Origin of the sequence: Ensifer adhaerens, assembly GCF_000697965.2 — a bacterium.
Lineage (GTDB): Bacteria > Pseudomonadota > Alphaproteobacteria > Rhizobiales > Rhizobiaceae > Ensifer > Ensifer adhaerens.
Window position 1 is genome coordinate 1,698,039 of record NZ_CP015881.1, and the last position, 18,512, is coordinate 1,716,550.

Sequence of the window (18,512 nt, forward strand, 5' to 3'; positions counted from 1 at the left end):
CCGAAACGCCCGTCTCCTTTTTCTGAATGGCTCTAGGCCATGAAGCGGAACCGGTGCAACGAGATGAACAGGCTGAGCAGCTTGTTGACCACCGGTTCGCCTTCGTTGCGGTTGCCAAGAGCTTCGAGCGCCGCATCGATCGCAGCGGCACTGGCCGTCAGTTGCTCGACGCTCATGTTCGCCATGACCCCGTAGATCTCCAGCGGCATGACGGCCTTTTCCACCCTGTCGTCGGTGACGATGCAGGCGCCGGCATGGGTATCGACCCGCTTGAGGCAATGGCACATCTCGGCGCTGTCCTGACCGACGACGACGAAATAGGGCTTCGGCGCCGGCCAAAAGGTCGCCACTGCGCCACGATCGACATGAACGCCCTTGAAAAGCCCGTTCACCACATGGCGTTTGCCGTCGGCATAGCGCTGGACGACCGACAGCCGGCTCATCTTCTTGCCCTCATGCTCGGCAACGACCTTGCCATCCTTCAGCGGAACCCAGATTTCCTGGTAGAATTTGGCGTGGCCGCGGCCGTAGACATCGAACAAATAGACCTTGGCCTGCGTGCCGTCTTCCGACACTTCCAGGGGCACGATGTCCAGTTGCTCCGGCGAGAGATCGGCGAGGCCGGAAACGCCGTCCTTGCACATGCCGGAATAGTCGATGTCGGCATTCTTCAGCAGCTTGCGGTCTTTTGCGACCAGTTCGCCATCCTTGAACACGTAGAGCGGATTGATCTTCGACAGGCTGTCGGTCAAGACGATATCGGCGAACCGTCCGGGCGTCAGCGAACCGATCTTGTCTTCCATGTGGAAAGAGCGCGCGGTGTTGTAGGTCGCCATCTTGATCGCGTGGATCGGGTTGATGCCCATTTCGGCCGAGAGCGAAATGATCCAGTCCATGTGGCCCATGGTGAGCAGTCGCTCGATCGAGATGTTGTCGGTGCAGAGCATGAAATTGTCGGTCGGCCATTTGCGGTCGACGATCGCGCGCAACAGCACCTTGATCACCTCGCTGCTGCCGACCCCGAACTTGATGTGCGTCGGGAAGCCGTAACGAATGCTCTTCTCGATATCCTTCTCGTTCCAGACGTCGTGATTGTTGGAGACGCCGATCGCCGGCAGGTAGTTGAGGATCATGTCGGAGAGCGCCGTGACGCCCCAGTGGCCGTTCATAAAGCCGCCCTTGGCGCGGACCCAGGCCGCCTTGCGGAAATCGTCGTCGTTGCCGGAACTGTAGGTGAAGTGCTCGAACTCCCCTAGGCCGATCACCGGTTCCAACTTGAGCACCGCTTCCGTCACCGATGCCGCCGTCTTCTTGCCCGGTGCGAAGGCATAGAGCCGATAGGGCAGCTGCTCGTAATCCCGGAAAAGGCTCTCGGCCGCTTCGATGCCTTCCTTGCCGGCGGCGCTGAGCAGATCCAGGCACTCGGCATAGATCGTCGTCGTGCCGCAGGGAACCATCGCCTCGGCGAGCGCCGTCGGGTGCGCGAGCTGGGATTCGAAATGGATATGCGCGTCGATCAGGCCGGGGATCGCATAGAGGCCCTTGCCGTCGAAGACTTGCTTGACCTTCAAGACGGTCTCGTCGGGGTTGAGCGCAACGATGCGCTTGTCGTAGACGAGAATGGACCCCTGGTAGACGGTCTCTCCATGAACATCGAGGATGTTCAGGTTCTTCAAAAGAAGATCCGCCTCCCGCTCGCCGTTCAGGATATCGAAGATGGCGCGCACCTTTTCGTAATGCGCGGCTTCAGTCTGGTTCACGAATAGTCCTCCACTTTCAGAGTCGTCGGCGCCTGCCCATAACCCGCCATATTCAGCGGGTGCAGTGCCGGCAGCGCGCCCCTCGCCAACCATAAGAAGTCATTGCACCGCTTCCGAAAAGCAGTATTTTCTGCTCGTACCGTTCGCTTTTCGAGAACGATTAAATGGGGAAGACCATGCTGCATTCACGCGTGCTGCGCTATATCGACGAGGTGGCGCGCTCAGGCTCGATCCGCGGGGCGAGCGAACGGCTGAACGTCGCTGCCTCGGCCATCAACAAGCATGTGTTGCAGCTTGAGGAGGATATCGGCGAACCGCTGTTCGAGCGGCTGCCGCGCGGCCTCAGGCTGACGCCGGCCGGTGAAATCCTCGTCGCGCATGTGCGCCGGACCATGAAGGAATACAGCCAGGTCGAAGCCGAAATTCGCGATATCAAGACGCTGCAGAGCGGCGAGGTGATCATCGCCACAATGAACGGCCTTGCCGGCGGCATCGTGCCGAAGGTGGCTGCGATCTTCGGCGCACGCCATCCACGCCTCAAGATCACGATCCGGGTAATGTTCGCCCGCGAGATCGTTCAGGCGGTGGCCGGTGGCGAGGCCGACCTCGGCTTTGCCTTCAGTCTCCCGCCGACGCCGCAGGTCGAGACTCTCTGGAAGATGGACACCCGCCTCGGCGCGGTCGTTGCTCCGGAACACCCGCTCGCCGGCATGGAATCATTGCCGCTGGCCTATTGCCAGCTCTACCCGCTGATCTTTGCCGACAAGTCGATGCAGATCCATGGCATCGTCGCCGACGCCTTCGCTGAGGCCGGGCTGACAGTCGAGCCGAGCTATCTCACCAATTCCATCGAGGCGATGAAGTTCCTGGCCGCGGCCGGCGACGGCATCGCTTTCCTCAGCAAGTTCGACATTACCGAGGAACAGCGAAACGGCGTCCTGACATACCTGCAGATCCGTGACCGGACTTTTGCAAAGAACGTGCTTTCGCTGGTGCAGCGGGAAAGACGCGGCCACGGCCTGGCCGCCGCCATGTTTGCCGAAGAGATCATCCGGGCCTTGCGGGCGACGATGGAATAGCCGGCTTACCCGGCCCAACGCCGATACGGTTTGTCGTCCCGGGGGTCAGAGCTGAATCCAGGCGGTCTTCAGATCGATGTATTTGTCGAGCGCGTGCAGCGACTTGTCGTGACCATTGCCGGACTGCCTGACGCCACCGAGCGGCACTGTGTTGTCGGCGCCGCCATAGGTATTGACGTGCACCACGCCGGCGCGGATGCCGCGCACCATGCGGTGCGCGCGTGACAGGTTCGCAGTCCAGACGGCCGACGCCAGACCGTAGTCGGTCGCGTTGGCGATCCGGAGTGCGTCGACCTCGTCATTAAACGGTATGACCGCAAGCACGGGGCCGAAGACCTCCTCCTTCGCCAGCTTCATATCCGGCTGAACGTCGAAGACAGTCGGCTGCATGTAGGAGCCACCGGTTTCTTCGAGGATGCGCTTGCCGCCGGAGCGCAGCCTTGCACCTTCAGCCTCGGCCTCTCTGACGAAATCGAGGTTCTTCTTGAGTTGAACCTCGCTCGAAATCGCACCGGCCTCGGTCGCAAGACGCAGCGGGTCGCCGACCTTCACGGATCCTGCGATCGCTGCCACCTTCTCGGCGAAGGCTTCGTGAATGGAGCGCTCGACAAGCAGCCGCGAACCGGCAACGCAGACCTGGCCGGAGTTGCGGAAGATGCCATAGGCGGAAATGCGCGCGGCCTGGTCGAGGTCGGGTGCGTCGGCAAAGACGACGTTCGGCGACTTGCCGCCGAGTTCGAGATAGACGCGCTTCAGGTTCGAGCGCGCGGAATATTCGAGCAGCCGACGACCGACGCCGCCGGATCCGGTAAAGGCGAGAACGTCGATATCGCCATGAAGGCCGATCGCCTCGCCCGTGGTCGCGCCGCGACCGGTCACGACATTCAAGACACCCTCTGGCAGACCGGCCTCGGCGCAGATCTCAGCGAGCCTGAGCAGGCTGAGCGAGGCGCCCTCGGCCGGTTTCAGCACCACGGAATTGCCGGCGGCAAGCGCCGGCGCGATCTTCCAGGCGCCGATCATCAGCGGAAAATTCCAGGGAACGATCGCGGCGACCACGCCAATCGGTTCGCGGTGCACGAGACCGAGAATATTGTCGGCCGTCGGAGCGATCTCGCCATAGACCTTGTCGAGCGCCTCAGCATAGTAGCGGAAGGTGCCGGCGGCACTGCCGGGTTCGGCCTTCAGCGCCATAGAGATTTCCGTGCCATTGTCGCGTACGCCGAGAACGGCCAGCTCGAGTGCCTGCGCCTCGATGATCTCGGCAATGCGCGTGAGAACCTTTTTGCGCTGGGCCGGGGCAGCCTTCGACCAGCTTCCCTTCTCGAAAGCGGCGCGGGCGGCCTGGACCGCGGCATCGACATCACCGGCTGCCGCGTCGGCGATCGTCGTCAGATGCCTGCCGTCGATCGGCGAGACGACATCGAGGCTTTGACCGGAGAGGCTCTCCTGCCAACGCCCCCCGATGAACAGTTTTTGGGCCGCAACGGGCAGGTTGCGCAATTGATCGATCTTGTCCTGCATCGTGTCCTGTCCCGTTTGGTTTGCAGGGATGGCGGCGGGCCGCCATCCCCAAAAGCGATATTCCCGAGAGATCAGATCTCCTGGCCGGCACCCAGGCGGGCGAACTCAATCGGATTGCCCGATTTCAGCGAGGCCGCCAGGAACAGCCCGATGACCCCAAAGATCACGACGAGCCCCGGCAAGAACACCGCGAGCATGCCGGTAGCGCCGGCGAGATCGCCGAAATTGGCCGCGATCGCGATGATGACGGCAACGAGGATCAGACCGGTGACGACGGGAATGACCTTGGTGACCAGCGGGTTCGTTTCAAGCCCAGGATTGCGGTTGAAGAAGGCGACGATCGCAAAGGCGGTAAAGGCCATCAGCGTCATGACCGCAAGCGTGCCGACGTTGGTCAGCCAGGAGAACAGCGCCAGCACCGGTTCCTGGCCCGTTGCCGCAAAGAGCGCGACGATTAGCACGGCAATAACCGTCTGGATCAGCGAGCCGACATGCGGGCTGTGGTAGACAGGATGTGTGACGCCGATCGAGGCGGGCAGCAGGCGCTCGCGGCCGGCGACGTAGAGATAGCGGGCGACACCGTTGTGGAACGCCAGCACGCCGGCAAAGAGGCTCGTGACGAAGAGCACGTTCATCAACGGCGGCAGCCAGCCGCCGGCATAGCGTTCGGCGAGGCCGAAGAGAAAAGTGGTCGGATCGGCAAGGCCCTGCAGTTCGGGCACCAGCTTGTCCGCGCCGGCGGCGTTCACCATCAGCCACGAGGTGAACATGTAGAAGATGCCGATGATCAGCACCGAGATATAGGTCGCACGCGGCACGGTCTTCTCCGGATCGCGGGCTTCCTCGCTGTAGATCGTCGTCGCTTCGAAACCGATGAAGGCGGCGAAGCAGAAGAGAATGCCGATCGACGGCGAACCGGAGAGGATCGCCGAGGGCGTGAACGAAACCGTCGTCAATCCGCCGTCGCCGCCCTTGGCGAGGATCGCGACGTCGATGACGAGCACGACCAGATATTCAAGGATGACGAGGACAGTCAGCACCTTGGCGGAGAGATCGACGCGGCGATAACCGAGAATGCCGACCGCAGCGATGCCGATAAAGGTCCAGACCCACCAGGGCAGATCGATCCCCAAGCCGGCGAAAAGCCCCGCCGTTGCCGCGCCGAAGAGGCCGAAGACGCCGATCTGCATCGCGTTATAGGCAAGGATCGCGATCATCGCTGCGGCACCGCCCATCAGCCCGCCGAGGCCCTGTGCCGTATAGGCATAGAAGGCGCCGGCATTGCGGATATGCCTCGCCATGGCGACATAGCCGACCGAGAACAGAAGCAGGATCGCGGTGACGATCAGAAAGGTGCCGGGAATGCCCGCACCGTTTCCGAGCATCATCGACAATGGAACGCCGCCGGCAACCGCGGTTAGCGGTGCAGCGGCGGAAACGACGAGAAAGGTGACGGCGCCGACGCCGAGGGCGTTCTTGCGCAATTGGTTCGCCCCGGTCACGGGCGCAGGCGAATTGGTCATGGTCTTGGCTCCCCTTGCTGGCGCGAACGCCTTTTCGCCTCCGGTCCTTCTCTCCGGCGGCTGCTCCCTGAAGCGGACTTGAGGCGCGGGGCTTGCTTTTTGTCTTCGCCGCGCAAGTCTTTCGGTTCATTATTTGAACCTTAGCTTCAAATATAGACTTGCAAATTGCATCTGGCCCTGTCAAGTTATTTCGCATGTTAAGTATCTCGACCCAGAACGACCGGGAGAGCGGGTCTACCGCTCCTTAGGAGGGAACAGGCAAGAGGACTGACGGGGCGCTCGACAACGGAGGAATGGATGAGCACCATCGGTAAGGCCTTGACTTTGCTCGACGCGATCTCGCGCCTTGAGAAAGAGGCGGGGTTGAGCGACATCGCCCGCCACTGCGGGCTCGACAAGGCGACGGCCAGGCGCTTTCTCGTCGAACTGGAAAAACACGGCTTCGTCGAGCAGGACGTGGAAACGCGCCGTTATCGGCTGGGCGGTGCACCGGTGCGGCTCGCCCGTATCCGCGAGGCGCGCTTTCCCTATCTGAGCGTGGCGACACCTTTTGCGCGGGAACTCGCAAGCCTTGCGGGCGAGACCGTCCACCTCTCCGAATATGCCGCCGGCCGCCTGTCGACCATTCATGTGGAGGACTCGCAACGGGCGCATCGTGTCATCGTCGACGTCGGCAGCATCCTGCCCTTCCACGCGACTGCATCCGGGCTCGGCTTTCTCTCCTTCTGCCCGCAGAAGGAGATCGACGCGGCCCTGTCGGCACCGCTCCAGGCCTTCACCGACCACACGCTGACGGATCCGGCCGCACTCCGCCAGACGCTCGGCGAGACGCTCCGGCGCGGCTACTCGATCTGCCATCACGGGCTTGAGACCGGCGTCGTCAGCGTCGCCGCCCCGATCCGTGCGCCCGGCACAACGCCGGTCGGCGCCATCGCTATCGCCGCACCTGCAACGCGTGCCGACAAGGAGACGGTGGAACAGATGGGGCGCGCCGCTATGGCTGCGGCAAGACGCATTTCCGAAAGACTTTTCGGGTTGGAGCAGGTTGCTGCCGATCCGCTGGCAAGGAGGGCCGGCTGATGAATGCAATGAACCGTCTCCCCAATATCCTGGTCGTGGGTACGGGAGACACCAAATGCGACGAACTCCAGTTCATGGCGTCCGTCATCCGCGAAGCCGGCGGACTGCCTGTGATGATGGATGTCAGCATTCTCGGCGACCCGCCCTATCAGCCTGAATACTCGCGCCACGACATTGCCGAAGCGGCCGGCGTCTCGATCGCGGCCATCGCATCCAGCGGCGACGAACACAGCGCCATGGCGCTGATGGCAACAGGTGCCGCCGCCCTTACCCGTTCGCTCTACGAGGCCGGCCAGGCCGATGGCGTAATCATTCTCGGCGGCTCGATGGGCACCGACCTGGCGCTGGACGTCGCCGCGGCGCTACCACTCGGCGTGCCGAAATTCATCGTCTCGACGATTGCCTATTCGCACCTCTTGCCGCCCGAGCGCATCGCGCCTGATCTGATGATGATCCTCTGGGCTGGCGGGCTCTATGGTCTCAACGGCATCTGCCGCTCGGTGCTCTCCCAGGCCTGCGGCGCGGTCGTCGGTGCTGCGCGGTTCGGTACAAAGCCGGATGGATCGCGGCCGCTGATCGGCATGACCTCGCTGGGATCGAGCTGCCTCAAATACATGAAATACCTGAAACCCGAACTCGAGCGCCGCGGCTACGACGTCGCCGTCTTCCATTCGACCGGCATGGGCGGGCGCGCTTTCGAGGCGATCGCGGCCGAGAAGGGTTTCACGGCCGTCTTCGACTTCTGCATCCAGGAGGTCAGCAACCACCATCACGGAACGGTCGTCACCTCAGGGCCGGACCGGCTTGAAAATGCCGGGCGAGCCGGCATCCCCCAGATCGTCGCGCCCGGCGCCGTCGACATGGTCGACCTGCCCGCCTGGCAGCCCGTTCCGCAAGCCTTCGCCGACCGCCCCTATCACGCCCACAACCGGCTGCTCGGCTCGGTCACCACGTCAGCCCATGGGCGGCGCGAGATCGCTCGCGTCATCGGCGGCAAACTGGCCGGCACCGGCGCCGAAGTCGCCTTCATCCTGCCGCTCAAGGGGATTCAGGAGTGGGATCAGCCCGACGAGCCGCTCTTCGAACCGGAGGCGCTCGACGCCTTCATCGACGAGATGCGCCGGTCGATCCCGTCAGGCGTCGCGCTGCTTGAGGTCGACAGCCACATCAACGCCCCGGAATTCTCGAAAGCAGCACTTGCGATCTTCGATGACTGGGTGTCGCGCGGCATCGTGCCCGAGGGTCGGCCATGACGAAGAACATGACCGACAAGGCATTGATCCTCGACTTCGGCGGCGTCGTCACCCGAACGCTATTCGAGACCCACGACGTCACCGAGCGCGCACTTGGCCTTGCGCCGGGCACGCTCACGTGGCGCGGCCCCTTCGATCCGGCGACCGACCCGCTCTGGGCCGCCATGCAGCGGCGCGAGATCACCGAACGGGACTACTGGACGACACGCACGCGCGAGGTTGGACAGTTGCTCGACGAAGACTGGAGCGACATGAAGACCTTCGTGCAGCGGGCGCGCGGGGCCGAACCGGAGCTGGTGCTCAGGCCCGAGGCACGCGACGCGATCCTTGCCGCTCACAGGGCCGGCATCCGCCTCGCGATCCTCTCCAACGAACTCGACCTCTTCTATGGCGTCGCGTTCCGCGAGCGTTTCCCGCTGATCGAGCTCTTCGAGATTATCGTCGACGCCACCTACACCAACATCCTGAAGCCCGATCCGCGCGCTTACGAACTGGTGCTGAGCCAGCTCAGTTTGTCGCGCGAAGCCTGCGTCTTCGTGGATGACCAGTTGAAGAACATCGAGGGTGCGCGGGCCGTCGGCCTGCCTCACGTCCATTTCGACGTCACCCGCCCCGCAGAAAGCTATGCCAGAGCGCTTCAGATGCTCGGCCTCGAACTGACAGGAGCATGAGCATGCGCGAAACCAACTTCCTCATCGAGAACAACGCCCGCCACCTCTGGCATCCGATGGCGCATCCGGCCGAGATGCAGGCGACGCCGCCGCGCATCATCAATGCCGGCGAAGGCGTCGAGATCGTCGACATTCACGGCAAGAAGGTGCTCGACGCGGTCGGCGGTCTCTGGAACGTCAATCTCGGCTATTCCTGTGAACCGGTGAAGGAGGCGATCCGCCGCCAGCTCGACGACCTGCCCTATTATTCGACCTTTCGCGGCACCACCAATTCGCCGCTGATCGAGCTGTCCTACGAGCTCGCTGAATGGTTCCGCGAGGACGGGCTGACGCGCTCGTTCTTCACCTCGGGGGGCTCGGATTCGGTCGAGACCTGCCTGCGTCTCGCCCGCCAATACCACAAGCTCAACGGCCAGCCGGAGCGCACCAAGTTCGTCGCCTTGAAGAAGGGCTATCACGGCACCCATTTCGGCGGCGCCTCGGTCAACGGCAATGCCAATTTCCGTCGCAACTACGAGCCGCTGCTGCCCGGCGTCTATCATCTGCCGGCGCCCTATACCTATCGCAACCCGTTCGACACGACCGACGGCGCTGTCATCGCCAAGTCGATCGCGCGACTCTTCGAGGACGAGATCGCCTTTCAGGGCGCCGACACCATCGCGGCGCTGATCATGGAGCCGGTGCTTGGCGCCGGCGGCGTGATCGTGCCGCACGAGACCTTCATGCCGCTGATGCGCGAGATCTGCGACCGCCACGGCATTCTGCTGATTGCCGACGAGGTGATCACCGCCTTCGGCCGCACCGGCGCCTGGACCGGCTCACGTCTCTGGGGCGTGAAGCCAGACTTCATGTCGACCGCGAAGGCGATCACCAATGGCTACTATCCCTTCGGCGCAGTGATGATCGCCGACAAGGTGGCCGAGGCTTTCGAAAGCAACAAGACGGCTGCCGGATCCATCGGCCATGGTTACACCTACTCCGGCCATCCGGTCGGTGCTGCGGCAGCGCTCGCAACGCTGAAGGAGACGCGCAAGCAGAACGTGGCGGCGAATGCCGGTGCCCGCGGCGAGGAACTCATCGCCGGTCTCGAAGCGCTGAAGGAGCGGCACGAACTGATCGGCGACGTGCGTGGCAAGGGTCTGATGTGCGCGCTCGAACTGGTCTCGGATCGCGAGAAGAAGACCGCTGCGGCGAAGGATGTGGTGCAGAAGGTCCAGGACGTGACCTATGACGCCGGCGTCATGGTGCGAACCTCGGGCGCCAATGTCATCCTCTCGCCGCCACTCGTCATCACCGCCGGCGATGTCGCCCGTATTCTGACGGCGCTGGACGCCGGCCTCACCGCCGCACGGGGATAAACCATGACAGGCAACGCGGATCTGATCGCGCGCCGCGAGCGGCTGCTCGGGCGCAACATGTCGCTGTTCTACGAGGAGCCGGTGCATCTGGTGCGGGGCGAAGGCGTCTGGCTCTTCGACGCCGATGGCCGCCGCTATCTCGACTGCTACAACAACGTGCCGCATGTCGGCCATTGCCATCCGCGGGTGACCGAGGCGATCGCCCGGCAGGCCTCAACCCTCAACACCCACACCCGCTATCTGCACGAAGGCATTCTCGACTATGTCGAGCGGCTGACCGCGACCTTCGACAAGAGCCTCGACGCGGCGATCCTCACCTGCACCGGCAGCGAGGCGAATGACGTGGCGCTGCGCATGGCTCAAGCCGTGACCGGCAAAACCGGGGTGATTGCCACCGACCACACCTATCACGGCAACACCGCGGCCGTGTCGCAGCTTTCGACCCGAATGCCGCCGGTCGGCGGCTTCGGCGGCCACGTGCGCCACGTGCCAGCACCCGACAGCTACCGACCGCTCGGCGGCGAGCCGGGTGACGCATTCGCTGCCGCCTTCACCGCCAAGGTCGAAGAAGCGATCGCCTCGCTTGAGCAGAGCCCGCACGGCTTCTCGGCGCTGATCATCGACCCCTTCTTCGCCAACGAAGGCTTTCCGGAATTGCCATCCGGCTTTCTCGACGGCGCCGTCGCCGCCGTCCGAAAGGCGGGCGGCCTTGTGATTGCCGATGAGGTCCAACCGGGCTTCGGTCGCACCGGCAGGCACATGTGGGGGCACCAGAAAGCCGGCATCCTTGCGGATATCGTCACGCTTGGAAAGCCCATGGGCAACGGTCACCCGATCGGCGGCGTGGTCGCGGGAAGCGAAACACTCAATGCCTTCCGCAAGGCGTTTCGTTACTTCAACACCTTCGGCGGCAACCCCGTATCCTGCGCTGCCGCCATGGCGGTGCTCGATGTGATCGAAAGTGAGAAGCTCATCGAGAACGCCGCCACCGTGGGCGCCTATGCCAAGGCGGGTCTCGCGCGGCTTGCGGACAAACATGACGTGATCGGCGACATCAGGGGCAGTGGCCTGTTCTTCGGTGCGGAACTCGTCACCGATCGCAGCGAGAAAACACCGGCGAGCGATCTCGCGACAAAGGTGATCAACGGCATGCGCGAGCGAGGCGTGCTGATGGGCAAGCTTGGTATCCACCAATGCACGACGAAAATCCGGCCGCCGATGCCGTTTACCCGCGAGAATGCCGACGTCATGCTGTCGACGCTCGACGACGTGCTTTCGGGCCTGTGAGCGGCTGATGGTCGCCGCCCTACCTCCGCATTTTCGCGCCGCGCTCGACGCGCGCGCCCGTCAGGCGCTCGCCCATTGGGGCGTCGCCGACCAACGGCCGGAACTGTTGAAGTATCGGGAAAACGCGGTGTTTCGCGTATGCCTCGCCGATGGTCGGTCGGCGGCGCTGCGGCTGCACCGCGCCGGCTATCACGGCGAAGCGGCCCTTCGCTCGGAACTGCAATGGATGGCAGCACTCGTCGATAGCGGTCTCGCGCTGCCGCGGCCGATCGCAACGGCGGACGGATGCCTGCTTGTTGCCCTGCCGGAAGATGAAGCGTTTGCCGCGCAGCACGCCGATATCATCGGCTGGATGGACGGACAGACGCTCGGCGAAAGCGGAAAGCCGCTGTCCCACACACCCGAAAAGCTCGGCGCGATCTTCTCGGCACTCGGCGCCACCATGGCCGAGATGCACAATCTCGCCGACCGCTGGACGTCGCCGGAGGGATTCTGGCGCCCCGCCTGGGATGCGGAAGGACTGCTCGGCGAGCGGCCGCTCTGGGGACGGTTCTGGGACTGCGACGGCTTGTCTTCGGCGCAGACAAGAGCACTTTCGGCGTTGCGCCATGATCTCCGGCGGCGCCTGGCAACGATGCCGACTCCGGCGCAGGATTTTGGGCTGATCCATGCCGATCTCGTTCGGGAGAACGTGCTCGTTGCCGAGAACGGCGTGACCGTCATCGATTTCGACGATGCCGGCTACGGCTTTCGCCTCTTCGACATCGCGACCGCACTCCTGAAAAACCGGCGCGAGCCGGCATATGAGACGATCGAGGCTGTGCTGATCTCAGGCTATCGAAGCCGCCGCGCCCTGCCGGACGAAGCGTTTTCCTGCCTGCCGCTGTTCCTCGTGCTTCGCAGCCTCACCTATATCGGCTGGTTTGCCTCGCGGCCGGAGTTGCCCGCGGCGCGCGACCGCGTCCTGCGATATGCCGACGAGACGCTGGCGCTTGCGGAAGAACTGGGGGTTCGATGATCAGGGCGCCGTCGAAGCACTCAGTCGTTGAGACTGGCGAGTTCGTCCAGCATATCGAGCAGGACTTCGACGCGCTCGTGGCCGTAGCGAGCTTCGAGCTCCTCGTAGATCGCGCGGCTTTCCGGGCTGACGTCGGCGATCACCCGCATGCCCTCGGGCGCGATCTCGAGCAGAACGCGCCGGCCGTCGTCGGCGTCCTTATGCTTGGTGATCAGGCCGCGCTCCTCGAGCGAGCGGATGATGCGCGTCAGGCTTGGCGCCAGGATGAAGGCCTTGTCGGCCATCTCGGACGCATCGACCCGGCCGGCTTCGGCGAGAATGCGGATCACCCGCCATTGTTGCTCGGTAATATCGTGACGCGCCAGCATCGGTCGAAAATGCGCCATGACGGCTTCGCGTGCGCGCAGAAGCGCGATCGGCAGCGAACGGCGCGTGTTGTGCGGCAAAAGGGCGTCGTGGCCCAGGTCGGTGGGAGGCTTTTCGCGGCTCATAGGCGTTCTATCGGACATTTTCTTTCGTTCTGCAATCGGCAGTCGCAGCTGCGGGAAACGGGCTGCTTGACACCGTCGGCAATTTCGTTAACGTGTTAAATATATGAGAGCGCATCGGGAGGAAAGATGCCGCATCTGACAATCGAATATTCCGGTAACCTCGACACTCGCGTCGACTTTGCCAAGCTGTGCCGCACGGTGCACGCGACCATCCTCGGCACCGGCCTCTTCGAGCTTGGCGCCATCAGGGTGCGCACGATCCAGAGCCGCGACTATGCGATCGCCGACCTCCTGCCGGAAAACGGCTTCATCGACCTGTCCTTCCGCATCGGCCGCGGCCGCACGGAAGCGGAGAAGAAGGCGACCGGCGACGCGATTTTCAAGGCCGTCAGCGAAGAACTCTCGACGCTCTTCTCGACGCCGCATTTCGCCCTCAGCCTGGAGATCCGCGAGATCGATCCGGAGCTGAGCTGGAAGAAGAACGCCATTCACCCCAGGCTGCGCGCCTCCAACGGCTGAGCGCGGCCCTCCCACAAAAACACAGCAGTGCGCGGCGAAGTCTGCGCCAGCATCGGAGACCATCATGTCCAAGCTCGCCGAAAACCTCGCCAAGGCGGAACGCTATCTTGCCCGCTTCAGACGCGAAGGCGTGCTCAACTACATCAACGGTGAAGCCCTTCCCTCGCTTGATGGCGAGACTTTCGAGACCATCTCGCCCATCGACCTGAAACCGCTGGCGAAGATCGCGCGCGGCAAGGCAGCCGATATCGACCGCGCCGCCAAGGCCGCGAAAGCAGCCTTCGCCGAATGGGCGTCCATGCCCGGCGATACGCGCAAGAAGCTCCTGCATAAAATTGCCGATGCGATCGTCGCGCGCTCCGAGGAGATCGCCTTCGTCGAGTGCGTGGATACCGGACAATCGCTGAAGTTCATGGCCAAGGCGGCGCTGCGCGGTGCGGAAAACTTCCGCTTCTTTGCCGACCGGGCGCCGGAGGCACGCGACGGCAAGATGCTGCGCGGCGGCAACCAGATCAACATGACGACGCGCGTGCCGATCGGCCCAGTAGGCATCATCACGCCCTGGAACACGCCCTTCATGCTGTCGACCTGGAAGATCGCCCCGGCGCTCGCCGCCGGCTGCACGGTCGTCCACAAGCCGGCGGAGTTTTCGCCGCTGACCGCACGGCTGCTGGTGGAGATCGCCGAGGAGGCCGGGCTGCCGAAAGGTGTCTGGAACCTGGTCAACGGTTTCGGCGAAGACGCCGGCCGGGCGCTGACCGAGCACCCCGATATCAAGGCGATCGGCTTCGTCGGTGAAAGCCGCACCGGCTCGATGATCATGAAGCAGGGTGCCGAGACACTGAAGCGCGTCCATTTCGAACTCGGCGGCAAGAACCCGGTGATCGTCTTTGCCGATGCCGATCTCGAACGCGCGGCCGACGCCGCCGTCTTCATGATCTATTCGCTGAACGGCGAACGCTGCACCTCGTCCTCGCGCCTTTTGGTCGAAGACAGCATCTATGAACGGTTCACCGCGCTCGTCGCCGAGAAGGCCAAGCGCATCAAGGTCGGTCATCCGCTTGACCCCGAGACCGTCGTCGGCCCGCTCATTCACCCCGTGCATGAGAAGAAGGTGCTCGACTATATCCGAATCGGCCGCGAGGAGGGTGCAACCATTGCTGCCGGCGGCGAGAAATTCGACGGTCCGGGCGGTGGCTGCTATGTGACCCCGACGCTCTTTACCGGCGCCAATAACGGCATGCGCATTGCCCAGGAAGAAATCTTCGGGCCGGTGCTGACGGCGATCCCGTTCAAGGACGAGGCGGAGGCGCTGGCGCTTGCCAACGACACGCAATACGGCCTGACCGGCTATCTCTGGACCTCCGACGTCACCCGCGCGTTCCGCTTCACCGATCATCTGGAGGCCGGGATGATCTGGGTGAACTCGGAGAATGTGCGCCACCTGCCGACGCCGTTCGGCGGCGTCAAGAGCTCGGGCATTGGCCGCGACGGCGGCGACTGGTCGTTCGATTTTTACATGGAAACCAAGAACATCGCCTTTGCCAGCTCGGCGCATGCGATCGCCAAGCTCGGCGGCTGAGCGCGCTGGCAAAAAAATCTGGAGGAGACATCAATGCCCTTGCCGAAACCGAACCTCTACCCGCCCTTCAACATCGTGCGGCTGAGCCATGTGGAGCTCGCCGTCACCGATCTTGCCAAATCGCGCGCCTTCTATGTCGACGTGCTGGGCCTGCAGGTCACCGACGAGACGGCGGACACGATCTATCTGAGGGCCATGGAGGAACGCGGCCACCACTGCATCATTCTGAAGAAGGCGGCGAGCGCTGAGGCTCGCGACCTCGGCTTCAAGGTCTTTGGCGACGAGGATCTCGAAAAGGCCGCGCATTTCTTCAAAGCGAAAGAATTGCCTGTCGAGTGGATCGAACGCCCCTACCAGTCACGCACCTTTCGCACCCGTGACCCGCAGGGCATCCCGCTCGAATTCTATTCGAAGATGGACCGCCTGCCGCCAATCCACCAGAAATACGCGCTCTACCGCGGCGTCAAACCGCTGCGCATCGACCACTTCAACTGCTTCTCGCCCAATGTCGACGAAGCGGTCGCCTTCTACAACGAGATCGGCTTCCGGGTAACGGAATACACGGCCGATGAGGAGACGGGACGTCTCTGGGCCGCCTGGACCCATCGCAAGGGCGGCGTGCACGACATCGCCTTTACCAACGGCCGCGGCCCGCGCCTGCACCACACCGCCTTCTGGGTGCCGACGCCGCTCAACATCATCGACCTGCTCGACCTGATGTCGACCTCCGGTTGGCTCGCCAATATCGAACGTGGCCCCGGCCGCCACGGCATTTCCAACGCCTTCTTCCTCTATGTCCGCGACCCTGATGGACACCGCATCGAGATCTACTGCTCCGACTACCAGACCGTCGATCCGGATCTGGAACCGATCAAGTGGGACCTGAAGGACCCGCAGCGCCAGACGCTCTGGGGCGCGCCGGCACCGAAATCCTGGTTCGAGGAAGGCAGCGCCTTTGCCGGTGCCGAGGCGAGGGACTCGATCCTGAAAGCCCAACCGATCGTCGCGCCGTGACGTTTGGCGAGTGGATCGGCTAAGGGCCTGGGATCGAACGGGAGTAGAAAATGGACGAGAAGAGTTTCACCGAATGGTCGCTGAAGGCGGCGAAATGGGGTGCGGACTATCGCGCCTCGCTGCGTGACCGCCCCGTGCGGGCGCAGACGGCACCGGGGGCAATTGCCGCCCAGATCCCGGCGCAGCCGCCGCGGACCGGCGAGGACATGCAGGCGATCTTCGAGGATTTCGAGAAGATCATCCTGCCGGGCATGACCCATTGGCAGCATCCGCGTTTCTTTGCCTATTTCCCGGCGAACGCGGCACCCGTCTCCGTCGTCGCCGAATACCTCGTCACCGCCATGGCGGCGCAGTGCATGCTCTGGCAGACCTCGCCGGCGGCGACCGAGCTCGAGACCAAGGTCCTCGACTGGCTGCGCCAGGCGATCGGTCTGCCCGAGGGCTTCTCCGGTGTGATCCAGGATTCGGCGTCCTCGGCGACACTCTCGGCCGTGCTTGTCATGCGCGAGAAGGCGCTCGGGTGGAACGGCAACAAGAAGGGCCTCGCCAGCCAGCAGCAACTTCGCATCTATTCCTCCGATCAGGTTCACACCTCGATCGACCGGGCGATCTGGGTCTCGGGGATCGGCGAGGAGAACCTCGTGCGAATCCCGGCGAACGGGCCGCGGCGGGCGATGGACTGCCAGGCGCTCGAAGCGGCGATCCTCCGCGACAAGGCAGCAGGCCTCGTGCCGGCGGGCGTGATCGCCTGCACCGGAGGGACAAGCACGGGTGCCTGCGACGACATCGCCGAGGTTATACGGGTCGCCCATGCGCACGGTCTCTATGTCCATGTCGATGCTGCCTGGGCCGGTGCCGCGATGATCTGCGAGGAGTTTCGCGAACTCTGGGCCGGCGTCGAAAACGCTGACTCCGTCGTCTTCAATCCGCACAAGTGGCTGGGCGCGCAGTTCGACTGCTCGGCGCATTTCATCCGCAGTCCCGATGATCTGGTGAAGACGTTGGCGATCCAGCCGGAATATCTGAAGACGCACGGGCGCGACGGTATCATAAACTATTCCGAATGGACGATCCCGCTCGGCCGGCGTTTCCGGGCTCTGAAACTTTGGTTCCTGCTGCGCTTCCATGGTCTCGAAGGCCTGCAGACGATGATCCGCAACCACGTGCGCTGGTCCCGGCAACTGGCGGAGCGGCTGGCCGAGCACCGGGATTTCGAGATCGTGACCGCACCGATGCTGTCGCTGTTTTCGTTCCGCCATCTGAGCGAAGGGGATCCGGACGCCCACACCATCGCTTTGGTCAACGCGATCAACGATGACGGCCGCATCTACCTGACCCAGACGCGCGTCGATGGTCGCGTGGCGATCCGTTTCCAGGCGGGCCAGTTCGACATGACGCAAGAGGATGCCGAGACGGCGTTCGAGGTCATTGTCGAGGTCGCCGCCGCGCTCGACGGACAACACGAAAAAACGAAGGCTTCCCGATGACACCTCCCCGTTTCGTCACCTTTTCGGCCGGAAACAGGCGGGGCTACGGCCTCGTTTCCGGCAATGGATTGATCGTCCTTAGCACACGATATGGATCGACCTTTCCGACGCTGCGCGAGGTGATCGAAGCCGGTGCCCTTACCCGGCTTGCCGACGAAGCGGCCGGACTGCCGGCGGACATTTCGCTCGACGATATCCGCTACGAGATCCCTATACCGGCACCGGAAAAGATCATTTGCGTCGGCGTCAATTTTCCGGACCGCAATGAGGAATACAAGGACGGGCAGGTGGCACCCTCCAACCCGTCGCTGTTCATACGTTTCCCGCGCTCCTTCACCGGACACGGGCAGCCGCTGATCCGCCCGCCGGAAAGCGCACAACTCGATTATGAAGGCGAGATCGTCATCGTCATCGGCAAGGGCGGTCGTCGTATCCCCGAGGCGACGGCGCTCGACCACGTCGCCTCGCTTTCGCTCTCAAACGAAGGCACGATCCGCGACTGGGTGCGCCATGCCAAGTTCAACGTCACCCAGGGCAAGAACTTCGACCGCACCGGCTCGATCGGTCCTTGGCTGGTGCCATTCACCGACGAGGCCCAGCTTGCCGACATCAAGCTGGAAACCCGCGTGAACGGCGAGGTTCGCCAGCAAGACCGCACCAGCCGGATGATCTTCTCCTTCCGCAAGATCATCAATTACGTCTCTACCTTCACGACGCTGGTGCCCGGCGACGTCATCGTCACCGGCACGCCGACTGGCGCCGGTGCCCGTTTCGATCCGCCAATCTGGCTGAAGCCTGGCGACATCGTCGAGGTCGAGGCCCAAGGCATCGGCACGCTCATCAACCCAGTTGCCGACGAGGCCTGA

The 18,512-nt window shown here is 63.5% G+C and carries 16 protein-coding genes; 12 read left to right on the plus strand and 4 right to left on the minus strand.

Going from position 1 to position 18,512, the window contains the following annotated elements; genetic code table 11:
* Positions 1-32: 32 nt before the first annotated feature.
* A complete protein-coding gene (locus FA04_RS27370; protein ID WP_034787816.1) occupies positions 33-1,760 on the minus strand; it encodes an amidohydrolase family protein in 1,728 nt (575 codons plus the stop codon).
* 176 nt (positions 1,761-1,936) lie between these two features.
* Here FA04_RS27370 and FA04_RS27375 point away from each other — a divergent pair, with 176 nt between their 5' ends.
* Complete coding sequence (locus tag FA04_RS27375) at positions 1,937-2,839, plus strand: LysR family transcriptional regulator (RefSeq protein ID WP_034787984.1); 903 nt, start codon at positions 1,937-1,939, stop codon at positions 2,837-2,839.
* Positions 2,840-2,884: 45 nt separating this feature from the next.
* On the opposite strand, the gene FA04_RS27380 is transcribed toward FA04_RS27375, so the two are convergent.
* Entirely contained in the window at positions 2,885-4,363 is a 1,479-nt protein-coding gene (locus tag FA04_RS27380) for an aldehyde dehydrogenase (RefSeq protein ID WP_034787814.1), read from the minus strand.
* A gap of 71 nt (positions 4,364-4,434) precedes the next feature.
* On the minus strand, positions 4,435-5,886 hold the full coding sequence (locus tag FA04_RS27385; RefSeq protein WP_034787812.1) for an APC family permease: 1,452 nt from the start codon (positions 5,884-5,886) through the stop codon (positions 4,435-4,437).
* Between the two features lie 297 nt (positions 5,887-6,183).
* Here FA04_RS27385 and FA04_RS27390 point away from each other — a divergent pair, with 297 nt between their 5' ends.
* Genes FA04_RS27390 through FA04_RS27415 form a run of 6 tightly spaced genes read left to right on the plus strand, consistent with a single transcriptional unit; the run spans position 6,184 to position 12,553 of the window.
* Positions 6,184-6,966, plus strand: coding sequence for an IclR family transcriptional regulator (locus FA04_RS27390; RefSeq protein ID WP_034787810.1), 783 nt, complete (start codon positions 6,184-6,186; stop codon positions 6,964-6,966).
* Entirely contained in the window at positions 6,966-8,219 is a 1,254-nt protein-coding gene (locus FA04_RS27395; protein ID WP_034787808.1) for a Tm-1-like ATP-binding domain-containing protein, read from the plus strand. The genes FA04_RS27390 and FA04_RS27395 overlap by 1 nt, the downstream gene beginning before the upstream one ends.
* 8 nt (positions 8,220-8,227) lie before the next feature.
* Positions 8,228-8,890 carry an HAD family hydrolase gene (locus tag FA04_RS27400; protein ID WP_034787982.1) on the plus strand — a complete coding sequence of 221 codons (663 nt, stop codon included), beginning with the start codon at positions 8,228-8,230 and terminating at the stop codon, positions 8,888-8,890.
* Between the two features lie 2 nt (positions 8,891-8,892).
* Positions 8,893-10,248 (plus strand): aspartate aminotransferase family protein, encoded by a 1,356-nt coding sequence (locus FA04_RS27405; RefSeq protein WP_034787806.1) that lies wholly within the window; start codon positions 8,893-8,895, stop codon positions 10,246-10,248.
* 3 nt (positions 10,249-10,251) lie between these two features.
* Positions 10,252-11,535: an aspartate aminotransferase family protein gene (locus tag FA04_RS27410; RefSeq protein ID WP_034787805.1), complete on the plus strand. Its 1,284-nt coding sequence runs from the start codon at positions 10,252-10,254 to the stop codon at positions 11,533-11,535.
* Between the two features lie 7 nt (positions 11,536-11,542).
* Positions 11,543-12,553, plus strand: a complete 1,011-nt coding sequence (locus tag FA04_RS27415) for a phosphotransferase enzyme family protein (RefSeq protein ID WP_034787804.1) — start codon at positions 11,543-11,545, stop codon at positions 12,551-12,553.
* Positions 12,554-12,573: 20 nt separating this feature from the next.
* Here the strand turns inward: FA04_RS27415 and hpaR are convergent, their stop codons facing one another.
* Positions 12,574-13,062, minus strand: coding sequence for a homoprotocatechuate degradation operon regulator HpaR (gene hpaR / locus FA04_RS27420; protein ID WP_034787802.1), 489 nt, complete (start codon positions 13,060-13,062; stop codon positions 12,574-12,576).
* A gap of 108 nt (positions 13,063-13,170) precedes the next feature.
* Here hpaR and FA04_RS27425 point away from each other — a divergent pair, with 108 nt between their 5' ends.
* From FA04_RS27425 to FA04_RS27445, 5 genes are all read left to right on the plus strand, one after another.
* On the plus strand, positions 13,171-13,563 hold the full coding sequence (locus tag FA04_RS27425) for a 5-carboxymethyl-2-hydroxymuconate Delta-isomerase (RefSeq protein WP_034787798.1): 393 nt from the start codon (positions 13,171-13,173) through the stop codon (positions 13,561-13,563).
* 64 nt (positions 13,564-13,627) lie between these two features.
* Entirely contained in the window at positions 13,628-15,145 is a 1,518-nt protein-coding gene (gene hpaE, locus FA04_RS27430; RefSeq protein WP_034787795.1) for a 5-carboxymethyl-2-hydroxymuconate semialdehyde dehydrogenase, read from the plus strand.
* Between the two features lie 33 nt (positions 15,146-15,178).
* Positions 15,179-16,159 (plus strand): 3,4-dihydroxyphenylacetate 2,3-dioxygenase, encoded by a 981-nt coding sequence (hpaD, locus tag FA04_RS27435; protein ID WP_034787793.1) that lies wholly within the window; start codon positions 15,179-15,181, stop codon positions 16,157-16,159.
* Positions 16,160-16,209: 50 nt separating this feature from the next.
* The gene (locus FA04_RS27440) at positions 16,210-17,646 is read left to right on the plus strand and encodes a pyridoxal phosphate-dependent decarboxylase family protein (RefSeq protein ID WP_051659112.1); all 1,437 of its coding nucleotides are present in this window, start codon (positions 16,210-16,212) and stop codon (positions 17,644-17,646) included.
* On the plus strand, positions 17,643-18,512 hold the full coding sequence (locus FA04_RS27445) for a fumarylacetoacetate hydrolase family protein (RefSeq protein WP_034787790.1): 870 nt from the start codon (positions 17,643-17,645) through the stop codon (positions 18,510-18,512). Before FA04_RS27440 ends, FA04_RS27445 begins: the two co-directional genes overlap by 4 nt.

What these genes read in the sequence shown, in the direction of transcription:
- FA04_RS27410 (WP_034787805.1), top strand. Translation starts at nt 10,252, where the DNA reads ATGACAGGCAACGCGGATCTGATCGCGCGCCGCGAGCGGCTGCTCGGG.
- FA04_RS27380 (WP_034787814.1), bottom strand. Translation starts at nt 4,363, where the DNA reads ATGCAGGACAAGATCGATCAATTGCGCAACCTGCCCGTTGCGGCCCAA.
- FA04_RS27385 (WP_034787812.1), bottom strand. Translation starts at nt 5,886, where the DNA reads ATGACCAATTCGCCTGCGCCCGTGACCGGGGCGAACCAATTGCGCAAG.
- FA04_RS27395 (WP_034787808.1), top strand. Translation starts at nt 6,966, where the DNA reads ATGAATGCAATGAACCGTCTCCCCAATATCCTGGTCGTGGGTACGGGA.
- hpaR (WP_034787802.1), bottom strand. Translation starts at nt 13,062, where the DNA reads ATGTCCGATAGAACGCCTATGAGCCGCGAAAAGCCTCCCACCGACCTG.
- FA04_RS27440 (WP_051659112.1), top strand. Translation starts at nt 16,210, where the DNA reads ATGGACGAGAAGAGTTTCACCGAATGGTCGCTGAAGGCGGCGAAATGG.
- FA04_RS27375 (WP_034787984.1), top strand. Translation starts at nt 1,937, where the DNA reads ATGCTGCATTCACGCGTGCTGCGCTATATCGACGAGGTGGCGCGCTCA.
- FA04_RS27390 (WP_034787810.1), top strand. Translation starts at nt 6,184, where the DNA reads ATGAGCACCATCGGTAAGGCCTTGACTTTGCTCGACGCGATCTCGCGC.
- hpaD (WP_034787793.1), top strand. Translation starts at nt 15,179, where the DNA reads ATGCCCTTGCCGAAACCGAACCTCTACCCGCCCTTCAACATCGTGCGG.
- FA04_RS27405 (WP_034787806.1), top strand. Translation starts at nt 8,893, where the DNA reads ATGCGCGAAACCAACTTCCTCATCGAGAACAACGCCCGCCACCTCTGG.
- hpaE (WP_034787795.1), top strand. Translation starts at nt 13,628, where the DNA reads ATGTCCAAGCTCGCCGAAAACCTCGCCAAGGCGGAACGCTATCTTGCC.
- FA04_RS27445 (WP_034787790.1), top strand. Translation starts at nt 17,643, where the DNA reads ATGACACCTCCCCGTTTCGTCACCTTTTCGGCCGGAAACAGGCGGGGC.
- FA04_RS27400 (WP_034787982.1), top strand. Translation starts at nt 8,228, where the DNA reads ATGACCGACAAGGCATTGATCCTCGACTTCGGCGGCGTCGTCACCCGA.
- FA04_RS27425 (WP_034787798.1), top strand. Translation starts at nt 13,171, where the DNA reads ATGCCGCATCTGACAATCGAATATTCCGGTAACCTCGACACTCGCGTC.
- FA04_RS27415 (WP_034787804.1), top strand. Translation starts at nt 11,543, where the DNA reads ATGGTCGCCGCCCTACCTCCGCATTTTCGCGCCGCGCTCGACGCGCGC.